At 63.7% G+C, this 16,295-nt stretch carries 12 protein-coding genes; 7 read left to right on the forward strand and 5 right to left on the reverse strand.

Annotated elements, in window-relative coordinates; genetic code table 11:
- Positions 1-43: 43 nt before the first annotated feature.
- Both V3388_RS06845 and V3388_RS06850 read left to right on the forward strand, forming a co-directional pair.
- Positions 44-763 (forward strand): DNA-J related domain-containing protein, encoded by a 720-nt coding sequence (locus V3388_RS06845; protein ID WP_336366788.1) that lies wholly within the window; start codon positions 44-46, stop codon positions 761-763.
- 52 nt (positions 764-815) lie between these two features.
- Positions 816-1,871, forward strand: a complete 1,056-nt coding sequence (locus tag V3388_RS06850; RefSeq protein WP_442915615.1) for a polysaccharide deacetylase family protein — start codon at positions 816-818, stop codon at positions 1,869-1,871.
- Between the two features lie 13 nt (positions 1,872-1,884).
- On the opposite strand, the gene V3388_RS06855 is transcribed toward V3388_RS06850, so the two are convergent.
- The 4 genes from V3388_RS06855 to V3388_RS06870 all read right to left on the reverse strand — a co-directional run bounded on the left by V3388_RS06855 (position 1,885) and on the right by V3388_RS06870 (position 6,596).
- Positions 1,885-2,934 carry a MalM family protein gene (locus V3388_RS06855; RefSeq protein WP_336366789.1) on the reverse strand — a complete coding sequence of 350 codons (1,050 nt, stop codon included), beginning with the start codon at positions 2,932-2,934 and terminating at the stop codon, positions 1,885-1,887.
- Positions 2,935-3,049: 115 nt separating this feature from the next.
- Positions 3,050-4,633 carry an OmpP1/FadL family transporter gene (locus V3388_RS06860; protein ID WP_442915630.1) on the reverse strand — a complete coding sequence of 528 codons (1,584 nt, stop codon included), beginning with the start codon at positions 4,631-4,633 and terminating at the stop codon, positions 3,050-3,052.
- Between the two features lie 92 nt (positions 4,634-4,725).
- Positions 4,726-5,736: a transporter gene (locus V3388_RS06865; protein WP_336366791.1), complete on the reverse strand. Its 1,011-nt coding sequence runs from the start codon at positions 5,734-5,736 to the stop codon at positions 4,726-4,728.
- A gap of 59 nt (positions 5,737-5,795) precedes the next feature.
- Positions 5,796-6,596, reverse strand: coding sequence for a C39 family peptidase (locus tag V3388_RS06870; protein ID WP_336366792.1), 801 nt, complete (start codon positions 6,594-6,596; stop codon positions 5,796-5,798).
- Between the two features lie 192 nt (positions 6,597-6,788).
- Here V3388_RS06870 and malT point away from each other — a divergent pair, with 192 nt between their 5' ends.
- The 4 genes from malT (at position 6,789) to malK (ending at position 13,823) form a co-directional block, all read left to right on the forward strand.
- Positions 6,789-9,548 (forward strand): HTH-type transcriptional regulator MalT, encoded by a 2,760-nt coding sequence (malT, locus tag V3388_RS06875; RefSeq protein ID WP_336366793.1) that lies wholly within the window; start codon positions 6,789-6,791, stop codon positions 9,546-9,548.
- Positions 9,548-10,912, forward strand: coding sequence for a sodium:solute symporter (locus V3388_RS06880; protein WP_336366794.1), 1,365 nt, complete (start codon positions 9,548-9,550; stop codon positions 10,910-10,912). The genes malT and V3388_RS06880 overlap by 1 nt, the downstream gene beginning before the upstream one ends.
- Before the next feature lie 150 nt (positions 10,913-11,062).
- Complete coding sequence (locus V3388_RS06885; RefSeq protein WP_336366795.1) at positions 11,063-12,676, forward strand: alpha-glucosidase; 1,614 nt, start codon at positions 11,063-11,065, stop codon at positions 12,674-12,676.
- Between the two features lie 31 nt (positions 12,677-12,707).
- Positions 12,708-13,823 carry a maltose/maltodextrin ABC transporter ATP-binding protein MalK gene (gene malK, locus V3388_RS06890; protein WP_336366796.1) on the forward strand — a complete coding sequence of 372 codons (1,116 nt, stop codon included), beginning with the start codon at positions 12,708-12,710 and terminating at the stop codon, positions 13,821-13,823.
- A gap of 56 nt (positions 13,824-13,879) precedes the next feature.
- On the opposite strand, the gene V3388_RS06895 is transcribed toward malK, so the two are convergent.
- The gene (locus tag V3388_RS06895) at positions 13,880-15,004 is read right to left on the reverse strand and encodes an esterase/lipase family protein (protein WP_336366797.1); all 1,125 of its coding nucleotides are present in this window, start codon (positions 15,002-15,004) and stop codon (positions 13,880-13,882) included.
- Positions 15,005-15,240: 236 nt separating this feature from the next.
- Between V3388_RS06895 and V3388_RS06900 the strand changes: the two genes are divergently transcribed.
- A complete protein-coding gene (locus V3388_RS06900; RefSeq protein WP_336366798.1) occupies positions 15,241-16,278 on the forward strand; it encodes a hypothetical protein in 1,038 nt (345 codons plus the stop codon).
- Positions 16,279-16,295: the final 17 nt, after the last annotated feature.

Genomic DNA, 16,295 nt, shown 5'->3' on the forward strand with positions numbered 1-16,295 from the left:
CGCCCCCAGATTGGCCCGCTCCATCGGGCATGGCAGGACGGTGATGATGGAAACCGGCGGCGTGGTTACCTACTATAGGGCGATGAACCAACCTCTGAACCCAACTCCTGACGCCGTTCCACCGGAGCCGACAACAGCGGCCGACCGTTCCGGAGCGCTGGAAGAACAGATCCGTCACCTGATGGTCGCCGCCGAGCATGAGCTGTCACTGGCGCCGGAGGGCCTGGATGAACTGGGTCTGATCCGGGCGCTTCAGCGGCCACCCTGGGAGTTGCTGGGGGAAGTCAGGTTTGATTCCCCGGAAGCCCTCTACCCCGTCCATTTCCTGCTGTTTCACGCGCTCTACCGGCTGCGGGACGAGCTGGCCCGGGATGGCCGACTGATGCACATCTCACCGCTGCGCATTACCTTGAAGGCGTCCACGGTGATCGCCGGCGAGGGCGTACCGGACCGGGCCGATGCCCTGCGAGCATTTTACCTGGATCTCAGCCACTACCGCTTGCCGGACGACGCCATTCACCGGATGATGGACGACTTCTGGGCCGGACGGCAGCGACCAGCCCAGCCGGCACCGGAGGCGCTGACGGAAGCGGCTGGCGAGCTCGGCTTTGATGCGGTTCCGGCGCACTTTGAGACCGTAAGGCACCGATTCCGCCGGGCGGTGATGCAGGCCCACCCGGACCGGGGCGGCACCACCGAGCAGGTGCAGCGGCTGAACCACGCGTTCTCGATTCTCAAAACCCATTATCTGGCCAATGCCTGAGGCACCCTGCCTTCGCACCTGGCCCCTGAACCCTGACCCTGGAAAGCGGACCATGCCCAGACTTGCCCACATGCCCCCCGTGACGGCCCTGGCCCTCGGAGCCACCCTGGCCGCGGCCAGCCTCCCTGCCCAGGCGGACCTGGTGATTCTCCAGTATCACCACATCAGCGACCGCACGCCGCCGTCCACCAGCACCAGCGTCTCCCTGTTCAAGGCCCAGCTGGCCATGATTGATCGCCAGGGCCTGCCGGTTGTGCCTCTTGAGTCGGGAACCCGCCAGGCCCTCGGCCAGACCGACGGCAAAGACCCGGAGCGCCAGGCGGTTGCCATCACGTTCGACGACGCCTACGACTCCATCGTTACCACCGCGGCTCCGCTGCTGGCCGACCGGGGGTACCCGTTCACCGTGTTCGTCAACCCGGAGATGGTGGGGCACCACGGTTTCATGACCTGGGAGCAGTTGGGCCGTCTGGCGGACACGCCGGGGGTGACCATTGCTAACCACAGCGCGGACCATGGCCATCTTGCGCGGGGGCTGGATGAGACAGAAACGCACTGGCGGGAACGGGTAGCCCAAAGCCTGGACCAGGCGCAGCACGAACTGACCGAGCGGCTTGGCAGCGCGCCGCCGCTGTTTGCCTATCCCTACGGGGAGTTTGATGAGGGCCTTGAGGCACTGATCCGGGAGCGGGGCTGGCTGGCGTATGGCCAGCAGTCCGGACCCGTCGGCCGCCAGACCGACCCGAACCGCCTGCCCCGCTTCCCCATGGCCAACGCCTATGGGCAACTGGACAGCCTGCGGGACAAGCTCAACACGCTGGCGTTTCCGGTGGACACTGGCGCCCTGCCCGACGGCATTGTCTCGGACAATCCGCCGTCCCTGAACCTGACGCTGCCTGAGGGCTGGTCCACGGACCGGCTCACCTGTTTCGGCTCCGGGGTCGGTCGCATCCCCGTGGAGCCCGGCGCGAACGGCTCGGTCACCGTGTCGGCAACCGAGCCGTTCAAAAGCCGGCGCTTCCGGTATAACTGCACGTACCCGGCCGGTGGCGGCCAGTTCTACTGGCTGTCCCAGCCCTGGCTGGACCTGAGCCGCCCGGAAGACTGACGTAAACGACGGATCAGGGGGCAATCACCCGCTCCAGCCCGAGGTTGCCGGTGCCGACGTAGGGAATGGCCACCGGGCCGCGCCGGGTTTCGGTGACGGTCTGCCCCTGCCGATCGGCGTCGCGGGTGAACAGCACCAGATAGCGTTCACCGCGGGCCGGGAACACCGGCACCCAGGCCTCCAGGTAGGCTTCGGTCCGCCAGGTTTCCGGCGAGAACCCGAACGCAATGTCGGTCACCAGGCGCACCGGATGGAACCGGCTGTCAAGGAACACCAGAGACGGCACGAACAGCCCGCCGGATCCGCTGCCGGCAAACGAGCGCAGGTGCAGGACAAAGTCCGGGCGTTGGTTGGCCGGCGGCAGGGAGACCACCCGGAAGTGGCTCGACCCGGTGGAGAAATCGTGCCGGGGCGCATCTTCGGTGATCGCCACCTCAAACTCCCGGTCGTCGGTCCAGTCTTCACGATCCGCCGCAGACAGCGATTCGCAGCAGCGTTTGGTGAAAGCGCCAAAGACATCCCCGGTGTTCTCCGCCCCCAGAATGGCCAGCGCCTGCGGGTCATACCCTTCCACTGGTTGCGGCGGGGCCCCGCCCTCCCCGGGACGGTGAACGATGGCCGGGCTCAGGGTGATCGGAGGTGCCTTGCGCCCTTTTTCGACCTCTGACCGGGTATCCGGTGTGTAGGTCTGAACCCGCACCTGGCCCTGGGCGTCAATCCAGGTGAAGTACGGTTTTCGGGTCTCTCCCTTGCGCACATAGCCGTCTCGGGCAAGCTGCTCGGCATCCGGGTAGTTTTCAAGGGTGTATTCGTCGTTGGGCTCGCCGCTTTGGGCGGCCGCAGGGGCGGTTCCGGGAGCGTTTTCGATGGCAGTTACCGGAGCAGGCGCTTTTTCCGCCAGCGGACGGGATGGCTTGGGGTTGATCAGCGGCTCGGCGTCCGGCTTCCTGGGAATCCGGCTGGTATGCACCTGGCCTTTCTCATCCACCCAGGTGTAGTAGCCATCGTCCCGCTCCACCGCAGAGCCGCCTACCTGGCAGCCGGCCAGCAGCGTCGCCGCCAAAAGCGCTATCGTTGGCAGGGCCATCCCTGCCGACGGGCCGGACCGGCGGGGCCATCGGGGTAACAAGGGGCGAGGCATCAACATCAGCACACAGTCCTGTTGGGTTGGCCGGTGATCAGAACTTGGTCCGGAAACTCAGGCCTGCCATCACCACCCGCAGGGACGTTTTCACATCCAGGCCCGCGTACGGATTGTAGATGATGTTGGTGATGTTATCGCAGTTCAGGTTACAGCTGCCGTTGGCCGGAATGGATTCGATGGACTGCAGGTAGCTCAGGTTCATGTCGATCTGTGTGTCCTTGTCCCACTGGTAGCCCATGCCCACGCTGTACAGGTTGGCGCCGCCAAACGGCGCCATGACCTGGCGCTGATTGTCCGGAATCACCGAGTCCCGGATTTCCACCCCGGCCCGAAGATCCAGACGTGACGACGCGTGGAACTCCGCGCCAAACGCCCAGTTCCACTGGCTCTTGAAGCCCAGGGGCAGGCGTAGCGTGTTGGGTGTCGCGTTGTCCGGGGACAGAATGCGGGCGGCGTTCAGGAATTCCAGATTCCGATCAAACCGGAAAAGGAAAGCATCCCACTGGGCGTAATCGGTCCAGCCGATGTCCGCGTTCAGGGTCAGCTTGGGGTGGACGTCCACGCTGATGCCCGTCTGGAAGTGCTGCGGGTAGGTCAGGTCCATGCTGACATTGCCCGCTTCCCGGGGCGCGCCAGAGGGGAGGCTCAGGATGGCCGAGGTGATAGCGCCGAGCACCGAGCTGTTCACGCTTTGCCAGAAGCCGGACCAGTCGTCGGTGTACTGGATCTCGAACTTGCCCTTCATGTTCATGTCGGCGGCGGACGTGTAGCTCGCGCCCCAGGTAAACCAATCCGTGGGCTCCCACATCACACCCAGGCTGTAGGTGGGTGAGAGGCTTTCCTCCACCTGGATGCTCAGGGCGCCGATGTCGTCCCAGGGGCCGACGTTACCCCCACACAGGGCCAACCAGGGTTGGAGCGGCTCGTCCCCGCTTTCACAGTTGAAGGCATCCTGAAGGATTTCCGCCACCCCCAGCAGCAGGTTGGGCGCCCGCATGTACTGGTCGGCAGCAATGCCCATGTGGGACAGCTGGATGCCGGCCCCCACAGACCACTCGTCATTGATCTTGTACCCGACGGTGGGGGACAGATAGGTGGTACGCTGGAGCGCCGCCGCTTGCGGCTGGTAGCGGCCAGGGTCGTCTTCCTTCCGATAGAAGCCCGCCGCCATGGGCAGGTAGAACGCGTTGGCGAACGTCAGCTTGGACCCGGGCGGGTTGATTGAAACCCCCGCGGAGGGGGCGATGGCCGGCCCCGGCGGCATCCGCAGTATGCCGTAGCCGGGCACGTACAGGGCGACGTTGTTGGTATGGCTGTGCTTGTTGGCGACCGGGTCTTTCTGCTTGCCGGTCAACGGGTCCGTAGCCAGGCCGTCAATGCCGAAAATTTCATAGCCTTCCGGTGCATTGAAGTTGGCGTCGCTGTCCAGATAGACGCTGAGCAGGTTCACTTCCACTTGCCGCCCTTCAAGCCTGGTCAGGCCCGCCGGGTTATAGTGTATGGCCATGATCCCGGGCGGGTCCGCCGTTACCGCGTTGCCCAGTGCCAGCGCTTTCGGGTGAATGGTCAGGTTCTGGGTCAGCTGCGCGTGGGCCCCGCCGGACAGGAGCGAGCCCATCAGTCCCGCCAGCCCCGCCAGGACCATGCGCTGTGTTCTGGTGGTATGTGCCATGCCGTGCCTTCCTTGCCGAACGTTCCGGGCGCCTCCGATCACTCTTTCAGACCGGAGAAATTGATGGGGAAGGACACCCCGAGGGAGAAGTCCGGTGCGTCTTCGGTCAGGCCAATACCCAGGCTGGTGTTGACGATGGTGGTATCACTGACCCGGGTGCCCAGAGACAGGCTCAGAAAGCCGGTCATCTGGTCCTGTGCGACCGCCTTGTCGCCGTTGGAGAAGGTCAGGATGGTCTGGTCGCTGTAGCTGAACTGGCTGGAAATGCTCAGGGACACGTCGTAGGAAAGCGAGTAAGCAAAACCGGCGGAACCGGACAGGGCGACACCCGGGTCCACTTCTTCCAGAAGCCGGGCACCCCGGACCTGCTGCAGGCCGGTGGCCGGCATGTTGTAGGTGGCGCTGACGGAGCCAAACACCACCACCGGGTCCAGCACCTTGGAGACGCTGACACCACCACCGAGGGAGTAGTACCCGCTGCCCGTGGAGAGCTGCTCCTTGATGTCAATTTCGTAGGGGCTGACGCCGGTCTTGGTGCTCAGGGTGCCAAACAGGGTGGTGGACATCTTGCCGGGCACGTAGGGAAACGGCTGCCAACGGCCGGTGAACGAAATGTCGCCCACGTCATAGACGTTCAGCTCATCCTCGGTGTCGTACTTGACCACCAAGGGCAGGCGGGCGCCGAGGGTCAGGTTATCGAGCAGACCGTAGTCATAGGAAAAGGCGTTGGTGAATTCGTGGGTGGCCGAGGGCACCACGTCAATGTTGCGCACCGAGCCGTTGGTGATAGCCAGGTCCAGGCGCTGGTCACCGGTGTAGGTGTAGTCGAACGAATAGGTCAGCGCGTGGGTGCCCTTCTTCTGAAGGGAATAGTTCTTCTCCGCCGCCTGGAACACTTCTTCGAGTTGCTTGGAGGAGTCTTCGTCCCCCTCTTTTTTAGCCAGCGCTTCCCGCGCCTTGTCTACGTTTGTGTCCTGGGCCAGGGCATGCCCCGGCACCAGCGCAGCGGTGGCCACAAGGAGAAAACCTCGCACAAACCAACGATTCATCCTGACTCCCCAGTTTTGTCATTGTCGCGTCCGCACCGGGTGGGTTCCCGGACCTCAGATCAGTTGCGACGGTAGTAAAGTTGTTTTCGGGTGTTTTCCACACTGCCGTCCGGATTGTTCTTTTGCCGTTCCAGCAGGTTTTGTATGCGCCGTTCCGTGGCCTCATGGAATTCGGGAATCTTGTCCAGGGCGAGCAGGGTCATCGTCTGGTCGTCGACGTAGCGCAGGTCTTCCTCCTTCAGCTCCAGGTTATCGAGCGGCTTGTCGCTGCCCGGGAAGATGATAAACAGGACGTTGCCGTCCCATTTCTCGGCAAACTGCGCCAGAGTGAACGAAATGTTGCCCACGGAGGGGTCGGCGATGAAGATCCGGTTGTCCCGGATGGTCCGCAGCACGACGAAGTGCTTGAAGCCGGCGTGGTGGATCGGAACGATGGCCGGATGGTCCAGGTCCTTGAGATCGTCGATGGTGGCCCGGAAACCGCCAGAGGGATAGCCCAGCGCCGTCACCAGCCGCTTCATATCGAGCATGGAGAACGCCCGGCGCTGCACAATGCGTTCGCTCTCGCCATACTGCAGCAGCCCTTCCATCACCTGCCGCTCGTTCAGGTTGCGCCCCAGGTAGAAATTCAGCAGCGTGGTCAGCGCCGCGCTGCCGCAGCTGTAGTCGTAGGCCTGGTGCACGATGTTCCGGTACTTCTGCGCCACCAGCGGCTCCACCTTGATGCTGGTACGCAGGTTGACCGGGCTGGCGTCCACGTTCTGGTCGACAATGATCTCGTTGCGGTCAAATGGCTCAACCTTGGTCGCTTCCTGCACCATGGCGAATGTTAGGATGGATCCGGCGAGCACCAGCAGCATGTCAGACGAAGTCCCTGTTCCTGTTGAGCACGAATTCCGGTTGACTGACCACGAATTCCTGTTGACCCCGACCGGCGCCGGGTTACATGTTGTTACGGTAAGATACCGAAATACCGGTACCCTGAAAGATAACTGTGCCTCAAATCTGTCCCGGCAGAAGAGGCCCCCCGAAAACGTTTTGAGAACTGGTTCATGCCAACAACAACACTGAACCCCGGAACCACCGCGTTTATTGAGGCCAAGACCCACAGCCCCCTGGCCCCGGCGGATCTGCTGCCCCGCGACCGGTTCACGGACCTGCTCGCCGGTGCCGGCGCCGTCGGGCTCCTGCTGATTCACGCGCCGGCCGGTTATGGCAAGACCACCACCACCGCCGAGCGTCTCGCCAACCTGGGCGTGCGCCAGGCCTGGTATCGGCTTGAGGAATCGGACAATGATCCGGGCCGCTTTGCCCGTTACCTGGCCCGCACCCTGGACCAGGCCACCGACGGCGGCGCCAGAGACACCCTGGAACGGGTTCTGGACGGCGTGTTTGACGACCTCGACAGTTTCCTGACCGACCTGCTGGCCAGTCTCGCCGGGCAAGAAGAGCCGCTCTACCTGGTGCTGGACGACGTGCACCTGATCACCGATCCGGGCATCCACCAGGCCCTGCGCTTCCTGATTCGGCATCGCCCGCCGTTTTTGGTGCTGGTGCTGATTACCCGCACCCTGCCGCCCCTGGGCATTGCCCAGCTGCGCATGAAGGGCCTGATGCGGGAGATCACCAGCCGGGAACTCGCGTTTGATGCGGACGAAGCCCAGCGTTACCTGGAGCAGCGCCTGCCGTTCGAGGTGTCCCGTGAGCACATCGAGAGGGCCGTTCGGCGGGTCGAGGGCTGGGTATCCGCCCTGCAACTGATGTCCGCCTCGGCCCAGACCAGCGTTGAGTTCACCGAATTTGTCGATCAGTTGGATCAGGGCAGCCAGCACATTTTCGACTACTTCGATGAACTGCTGGACCAGGCGGTGACCGACGAGCAGCGCCAGTTCCTGCTGCGCACCAGTATCCTCGACCGGTTCAATGCCGGCATGGTGATGCGGGTGATGGACGATACCGACGGCCAGGCATTGCTGGGCAGTTTGCTGGGCATGGGGCTGTTCATCGAACCGGTGGACAACAGCGCCCTGTGGTTCCGCTACCACCCGCTGTTCTCGGTTTACCTGCGCCACCTGCTCGGCTCCACCCGCCAGGAAAATCAGCGCACCCTGCACCAGCGGGCGGCGGACGCCTGGCTGGACCTCGGCCACGCCGAGGAAGCGGCCCGCCACGCCATCGCCGCGGACGACCCGGACCGCATCATGACGGTTCTGACCGAGCACGGCCGCAAGTTCTTTACCGAGGGCCAGTTCAGCCTGCTGCAACGCTGCCTCGATGCCTTGCCCCAGGCTGCCATTGCAGAGGCGCCAACGCTCACACTGCTACGGGCCTGGGTGGCCCAGGGCCTGTACCGGTTTGACGAGGTGGAAAACTGGCTGTCCGCGGCGGAGACCCGGCTGAGCACCTTGATGAATGAGGAATCCCAGCGGGCGGTGCACGGCGAATTCAGCGCCATACGCGCCCAGGTCGCGATGAACTACGGTGACAGCGAAAAAGCCCTGGTGCTGGCCCGGGAAGCGGTGGAGCAGGAAGCACGCTACCTGCCCACCTCCCGGGTGGCGGCCGCCTCGGTGCTCGGCGAGGCCCTGTTCGTGCGGGGCGAGCTGACCGAGGCGTTGTCCCGGATGCAGGATACCGAGCACATGGCCCGGGCCCATCAGGCCCACCAGAACGTGATCTGGGCTTTGTGCCAGCAGAGCGAAATCAGCGTGGCCATGGGGCTACTGCAAAAGGCCTACAACATTCAGGAACGGGCGTTCCAGTACGCCGAAGAAAACCACCTGACGCACCTGCCGATCCTGGAGTTCCTGTACCGCATCCGCAGCCAGATCATGTGGGAGTGGCACCATCTGGAGAGCGCCGAGCGTTGCGCCCTTCAAGGCATCGAAATCCTCGAAGCCCAGGGCGAGCGCTGGTACGTGCAGAGTTACACGACGCTGGCGAAAATTGCCCACGCCCGAGGGCGCCAGAGCCTGTGTGCGGATTACATCGCCAAGGTCCAGAAGATGCTGGCCGCCGGCGACTACCACCTGGACTGGGCCGCCAACGCCCACGCCACCATGCTCAGTTACTGGGACGCGGTTCGGGACCGGGAGGCCATCCAGCGCTGGCTCACCATCGCCCCACCCTGCGACCCACAGCAGGCCACCAACCACTTCCACCAGTGCAATGGCCGTAACCACGCCCGCGCCCTGGTCAGCCTGGGCCAGTGTGAGCAAGCCCTGCCGCTGCTGAATACCCTGTCCGAGGTCGCTGGCCGCCTGGGCCTGAACACGGATCTGAACCGCAACGCCATTGCCCTGGCCAACCTGCACTGGCAGTCCGAGCAGCGGGACCTGGCCCTGGAGCAATTACGCCATGCCCTGGAACTGGCCAGCACCACGGGGGCCGTCGGCAGTTTCCTGCGCCTGGGCAAGGTGCTGATTGTCATGCTCAAGGCGCTGATCAACGATGAGCGCATCAGCGGCATGGAGCTGCAGCGGGCCGAACGGCTGATCCAGCTGGCCCAGCAGCAGCGGGACTTCAGCCGCGCCATCCGGATTTCGCTGGACGAGGCGATTATTCAGGATATTATCGACCGGCCCGACGTACCCGAGCTGATCCGCACCTCCCCGCTCACCCGGCGGGAGTGGCAGATTCTCAGCCTGATCCACGCCGGATTATCGAATGACCAGATTGCAGAGCACCTGAAAGTGGCCTCCACCACGGTGAAGACCCACATTCGGAGCCTGTACCAGAAACAGAACATCAGCCATCGGTCCGAAGCCATCGAACTGGCGCGGGATCTGCTGAGTAAAATCCAGGGGGAGTGATGCTCTACACAACGCTGGCCGCGGTTGTCGCCGCCATGATTCTGTTTGCCTGGCTGGGGCTGCGTGCCCGGCTTGCCGACGGTGGCCTTGATGACTACGTCACCGCCCGCAATAGCCAGGGCGCCCGGGCCCTCGGGCTATCGTTTCTGGCCTCCGGCATGGGCGGCTGGATTCTGTTCGCGCCCCCGGAGGTCGGTGCCACGGTCGGGCCGCTGGCGCTGGCCGGCTACGCCGTGGGCGCGGCGCTGCCGTTTCTCGTGTTCGCCTTCTGTGGCCCGGCCATTCGCCGGTTCCTGCCGGAAGGAAGGAGCATCGGCGAGTTCGCCAGCGCCTGCTACGGCAACGGCGTGCGCCGCTACGTCGCGCTCATCTCCGTGCTTTACATGCTGTGCTTCCTCACCGCCGAACTGACGGCCATCGGCGGCATTACCGCGCTGCTTTCAGACCTGAACGGTGGGCTGGTGATACTGGGCGTCGCCATCACCACGCTGGTCTACACCGCGGTCGGTGGCCTGCGAGCCAGCATCATCACCGACCAGTGGCAGGCGCTGCTGTTGATTGGCCTGCTGGCGATCGTCGGCCTGGTGGCCGTGGGCAAACTGCCCGATGCCCAGCCGGCCGCGCTGCCGGACATTCCGACCTCCGTGGCCCTGAGCGTGGCGCTGACGCTGGTCATTGCGGTGACCGCCGCCAATCTGTTCCACCAGGGCTACTGGCAGCGCCTGTGGTCCGCCCGGGACACCAGCGCCCTGAGCCGCGGTGCCGTGCTTGGCGGTGTCGTGACGATCCTGGTGGTGCTGGTGGTCGGCGGCCTCGGTATTCTCGCCGCCATGAACGGCACCGATCTGGGCAACCCGCCCATCCCGTTCTTCGCCCTACTGGCGGATGCGCCGGCCTGGCTGGCCCTGCCGGCGCTGATTCTGGCCATCACCCTGGTGGCGTCGTCAGTGGATACCCTTCAGAACGCTCTGGCGTCGCTGGCGGTCACGGAAAAGGCCGGCTTGTCGATTGCCAGTGCCCGCTGGTTCACGGTGCTGATGATGATTCCCGTGGTGCTGGTGGCACTGCAGGGCATTTCCGTTCTGCGGCTGTTCCTGATTGCCGACCTGCTGTGCGCCACCGCCGTTCTGCCGGTGCTGATGGGGCTTTGGCGCCGGATGAGCAACCGGGCCGCTATTCTCGGTTGTCTCGCCGGGCTGATCGGCGCCGTGCTGCCTGGCTGGACCAGCGGCGGCACCGTGATGGCGGGCCTGCAGGCCGCCAGCTTCCCCGGCGGCATTCCTACGCTGATGCCCTTTGTCGGGGCCCTGGCCGGCTCCGGACTGGTCAGCCTGCTGGTCGCGCTGCTTCGACCACGCCGCTGACCGCGCCCCATCCTCCTCCTACGCCCCCTCTCATCCCCCCGGGTACGCCAACAAATAGTTGCCCGGGAGGATGAAGCGGGGTATCGCCCGCCGCACTATGGGAAGGTCTGAATACAATAACCTTCACCACCTGAGTGTAAGCGAGGCAAGATGAACAGGAATCCGGACTGGTGGCGTGGCGCCGTCATCTATCAGGTGTATCCACGCAGTTTCTTTGACTCCAACGGCGATGGCATTGGTGACCTGCCCGGAGTCACGGCCAAGCTGGATTACATCGCCGGCCTGAATGTGGATGCCGTCTGGCTGTCTCCGTTCTTCACGTCGCCCATGAAAGATTTCGGCTACGACGTCTCCGACTACCGCAACGTCGACCCCATCTTCGGCACCCTGTCCGACTTTGACGAGCTGATCCGCCAGGCCCACAAGCGTGGCCTGAAGATCATGATCGACCAGGTGCTCAGCCACTCGTCGGACCAGCACCCCTGGTTTGCCGAAAGCCGCCAGTCCCGGGATAACCCGAAAGCCGACTGGTACGTCTGGGCCGACGCCCGGGACGACGGCACGCCCCCCAACAACTGGCTGTCCGTGTTCGGCGGCTCCGCCTGGGCCTGGGACAGCCGCCGGCGCCAGTACTACCTGCACAACTTCCTGACCAGCCAGCCGGACCTGAACTTCCACAACCCGGCGGTTCAGGAACAGGTACTGTCAGACGTGAAATTCTGGCTTGACCGGGGCGTGGACGGCTTCCGGCTGGACGCCATCAACTTCTGCTTCCACGATCCGAAGCTGCGCAATAACCCGCCGAGCGCCGCCATCCAGGAAGGCTCCATCGGGGTGCGCAAGGAAAACCCCTACGCCTACCAGCACCACAAGTACGACAAGACACGGCCGGAGAACCTGGCGTTCCTGAAGCGGCTGCGGGCACTGCTGGACCAGTATCCGGGCACCACCACGGTCGGCGAGATTGGCGACGACGACGCCCTGCAGACCATGGCCGATTACACCGGCGGCGGCGACAAACTGCACATGGCCTACTCCTTCGACCTGCTCACCGAGCAGCACGGCGCGGCGTTTTTCCGCAAGACCGTCAGCACCATCGAGAAAAAGATGACGGACGGCTGGCCCTGCTGGGCCATTGGTAACCACGACGTGGCCCGGGTGGCCACCCGCTGGAAGGCCCGCACACCTGAAGCCCTGCGCGCCTATATGATGATGCTGCTGACGCTCCGCGGCAGCGCCTGCATCTACCAGGGCGAGGAGCTGGGCCTGACCGAAGCCGAACTGCGCTTTGAGGATCTGGTGGACCCCTATGGCATCACCTTCTGGCCGGAGTTCAAGGGCCGGGACGGTTGCCGTACGCCGATGGTATGGCACCATGAGAAGACCCACGCCGGCTTTTCCGACGCACGCCCGTGGCTACCGGTGCATCAGGACCACTACGGCGCTGCCGTGGCGGTGCAACAGGCCGAGGACACCTCCCTGCTGAGCGCCTACCGGACATTCCTGGGCTGGCGGCGGCAGCAGCCGGTGCTACTCAAGGGCGACATCGCCTTTCACAAGAGCCCGGCGAACACCCTGGTGTTCACCCGCAGCCTGGACGGCGAACGGCTGACCGTGGCCCTGAACCTGAGCGACAAGCCCGTGAGCATCACCATGCCGGGCATCGGCCAGCCCCTGGCGGACACCCCCGCTTTCGCGATCGGCCACTGGCAGGACAAAACGCTGAAACTGGAGCCCTGGGGCGCGGACATCGCCCGGCTCTGAGCACGGACAAACCAACAAGAAGACAATCGTTATGGCCAGCGTCACCTTACGCAACATCTGCAAACGCTACGACGACACCCCGGTCACCCGGAACGTGAACCTCGACATCCAGGACGGCGAATTCGTGGTGTTCGTCGGGCCCTCCGGCTGCGGCAAATCCACCCTGCTGCGGATGATCGCCGGGCTGGAGGACATCACCTCCGGGGACCTGTACATCGGCAACGACCGGGTCAACGACCTGCCCCCCAAGGCCCGGGAAGTGGGCATGGTGTTCCAGTCCTACGCCCTCTACCCGCACATGAACGTGGCCGAGAATATGGCCTTCGGCCTGAAGCTCGCCCACACGCCCAAGCCGGAGATTGAGCGCCGGGTCAAGGATGCTGCGCACCTGCTGCAACTGGACAGCCTGCTGGAGCGAAAGCCCAAGGACCTCTCGGGCGGCCAGCGCCAGCGGGTCGCCATTGGCCGTACCATCGTGCGGGAGCCGGCGGTCTTCCTGTTTGACGAGCCGCTGTCCAACCTCGACGCGTCCCTGCGGGTGCAGATGCGTATCGAGATCTCCAAGCTGCACAAGCGCCTGGACGCCACCATGATCTACGTGACCCACGATCAGGTGGAAGCCATGACCATGGCCGACAAGATCGTCGCCCTGGACAACGGCGCCATCGCCCAGGTCGGCAAGCCCCTGGAGCTGTACCACTACCCCGCGACGCGTTTTGTGGCCGGCTTTATCGGCTCACCGAAGATGAACTTCATCGACTGCACGGTCACCGCCGCGAGCAGCCAGTCGGTGTCGGTTCGGCTGCCGGGGGATCTCAACCTCACGCTGCCGGTGAACGGCGGCGCCCTCACCGACGGCGAGACCGTTACCCTGGGTATCCGCCCGGAGCATCTCACGGAGAACGAAGAATCCGACCTGTACCTGCAGGGGGAAGTGACCGTGGTCGAACGCCTGGGCTACCAGACCCTGGTGCACCTGGACGTAGCGAACGTCGACGGCGTGCTCACCATGCGCACGGACGGTGGCAATCCGGTCCAGGAAGGCGGCCAGATGACCCTGGGACTGAGCGCCACCCGCTGCCACCTGTTCCAGCAGGACGGCACCGCCTGTCCGCGTTTGCATCTGGAGCCGTGCGTGGATCTGTAACAGAGGTTCGGCGCCGGCCGGAGATGACCGGTCGGCGCGGATCATGGTGACGCGATTCAATCGCCCCGATCGGCGATGTAATCGGTGATGGCAGCGTAGAATTCCATTTCATCAAAGGTGTCAGGGCCAACGCCAACAACGTCGAGGTGGTCCTGATTAATGACGTAGCTCGATGACGTCATCTGGGTGGCGTTCGGGTGGTTCAGATCGCTGACAAACCCGAGTTCTGGCCGCTCCCATACGTAGTCGAGACAGCCCCAGCATTCGTAATATTCAAGGCGATAGCCCTGCTGCTGGCTGTTAATGCCCACCAGACCGTCGTCGTCCCGGTCACTGGCATTGCCATCGCCCTGTCCGGCCGCGCCATCGCCGTTGCAGTCATCCAGGCAGTAGCCATCGCCGTCAATGTTGTAGATAAATTCGGACAACAACCAAAGCGCCGGATTCACATCGCCGCCCTGTTGTGCCGTCATGAGGGACACCGGATTGGCAACATCGTTCGGCCCTGATGGGTACTTTTGATTGAACGCCTTCATACCCGTAACCACACCGTCGTTCGGGTCATAATCGTTGTACACCAACTGCTTGGCACCGGCGATGGCATCGTTACCACTCCCGTAAACCACGTTGCCGTAATAGTTAGCGAGGGTTTCGGTCACCGAATTGGCGTAATGATCAAGAATGTACTTGGCGACTGGGGATCCGCGGTGCGGCGTGGATATACTGACGTGCGTCTTGACCACCCGGTAGCCCATGCGTTCCCTGAGCAGCCGGGCGGCTTTACGGGCATCAATGCCACCCTGGGAATGGGAGACAATGTTGACGTAGGAAACGCCAGACGTCGCCATGTAACTCTCAATGTTATTGGCCAGCTCGTAACCGCGAACCTCCGAGCTCTGGAACGGGGTCACCGACGACACAAAACTGCGCTGGCCGTTGTTGATGTCCCCGTTGCAGGCAGACTCGAAGAGCTTGTCACAGGGGTCAAGAACGAACGTGCCGTAGTCGTCGCCCCAGTAGTCGTAACCGAGGATGTCATCAAAACCGGCCATGCCGTGTGCGAAGACAATCGGGTATTGCGTCCGGCCGGCGTCCCGCGCCAGCGCCGACATGCTGAGGGTGGCGCCTGCCAGCAGCGCAGCCGCCGCAGCCACCCGGAAACCGGGAGATCGGTGTGTCATGGTATTCTGCCTCTTGTTGTTTTTGTCACAGCGCCACCGCCGGTACGGCCGTTGTTGACCGTAGCCAGACGTATAGATACCAACGCTTCTCACGTTCTAGACCATCCTCCCAGGTCGGGGTGAGACACCGCTCACAAAGCCGATAAAAACCTCACGTTTGCCGCCGGGATTCGGTTCTGTGCCGCGCCGGACGCTGCTAGCGTAAGACCAACAACAACAAACAGCGGACCCTGCCCGTGAACATTCGTCTCCGTCTCACTTCTGTGGGCGTCGTCGCCGTCACACTGGCCGCATGGTACGGCCTGGCGAACACCCGCGCCTCAACCGATCAACCCGTCGACGTCCCCATGACTGTCGCAACGCCGGATTCCGCGCACCGTTCCGAGCCGCCTGCGGCGGGGCAAACGCCCCCCTCGCCCCAGGCGTCAACCGACCTGGATCAACTTCGGGATCAATTAGTGGCTCGCTACGAATCCCGTCTAAACACACCCCGTGGCCAGGTGCGCTTCCTGGAAGAGCTTATGCGTTACCTCGCCGAGATCGACCCGGATCATTGGCAGGATAACCTCCTTGCCTTGCTTACCGACTGGTTCCCGGGCGACCCGAATGGTTTACAGGAGCGGGCGCAGGCAATGATTGACTACCAGGCCTTTGTAAAGGGAGAGCAATACAGCCTTCGGGAAATGGCCCCTCAAGAACGCCGGGACTTTTTATGGGCAAAACGGCGGGAACTGTTCGGGGACGACGCCGAGCAAATCTGGCAGTCCGAACTGCGCCACGAGGCGCTCGCAACATCGCTGGCAGCTCTGGACCACAAGAGCGGGAGCGCCCGACAGAAGGCGACAGACTTCATTGAGGCAGTGCGGGTCACCTATGGCAATGAGGCGGAGCAACTGCTGGAAACGCGCCGCCAGGAATTGACGGACCGGCTGTTGAGCCTGCCGTCCGTCCAGGCAACACTTCACGACCAGGACCCCGGTGAGCGCCGGTCCACGCTCCGGGACGTTCGCAAGACATTAGGTATGCCGGCAGACGCGCTGGCGCGCTGGGACCGCCTGGACAGCCTCCGCGACCAGCGTTGGGCCACAGGACAACACTACGAGGCGCGCCGCCGTGAGATCGTCGCTCAGCTCCCGGACGCCGACGCTCGGGCTAAAGCACTGTCAGACCTGAGGCAGGATCTCTTCGACAGTGACCAGGCCAGCATCATCGCTGGCGAAGAGGCAGCGGGCTACTATCGGTACCAGCAACAGCGGGTCTACGGTCAGAACTGAAACGCCAAAAAAATCCC

Origin of the sequence: Marinobacter sp. C2H3 (assembly GCF_037080155.1) — a bacterium.
GTDB lineage: Bacteria > Pseudomonadota > Gammaproteobacteria > Pseudomonadales > Oleiphilaceae > Marinobacter.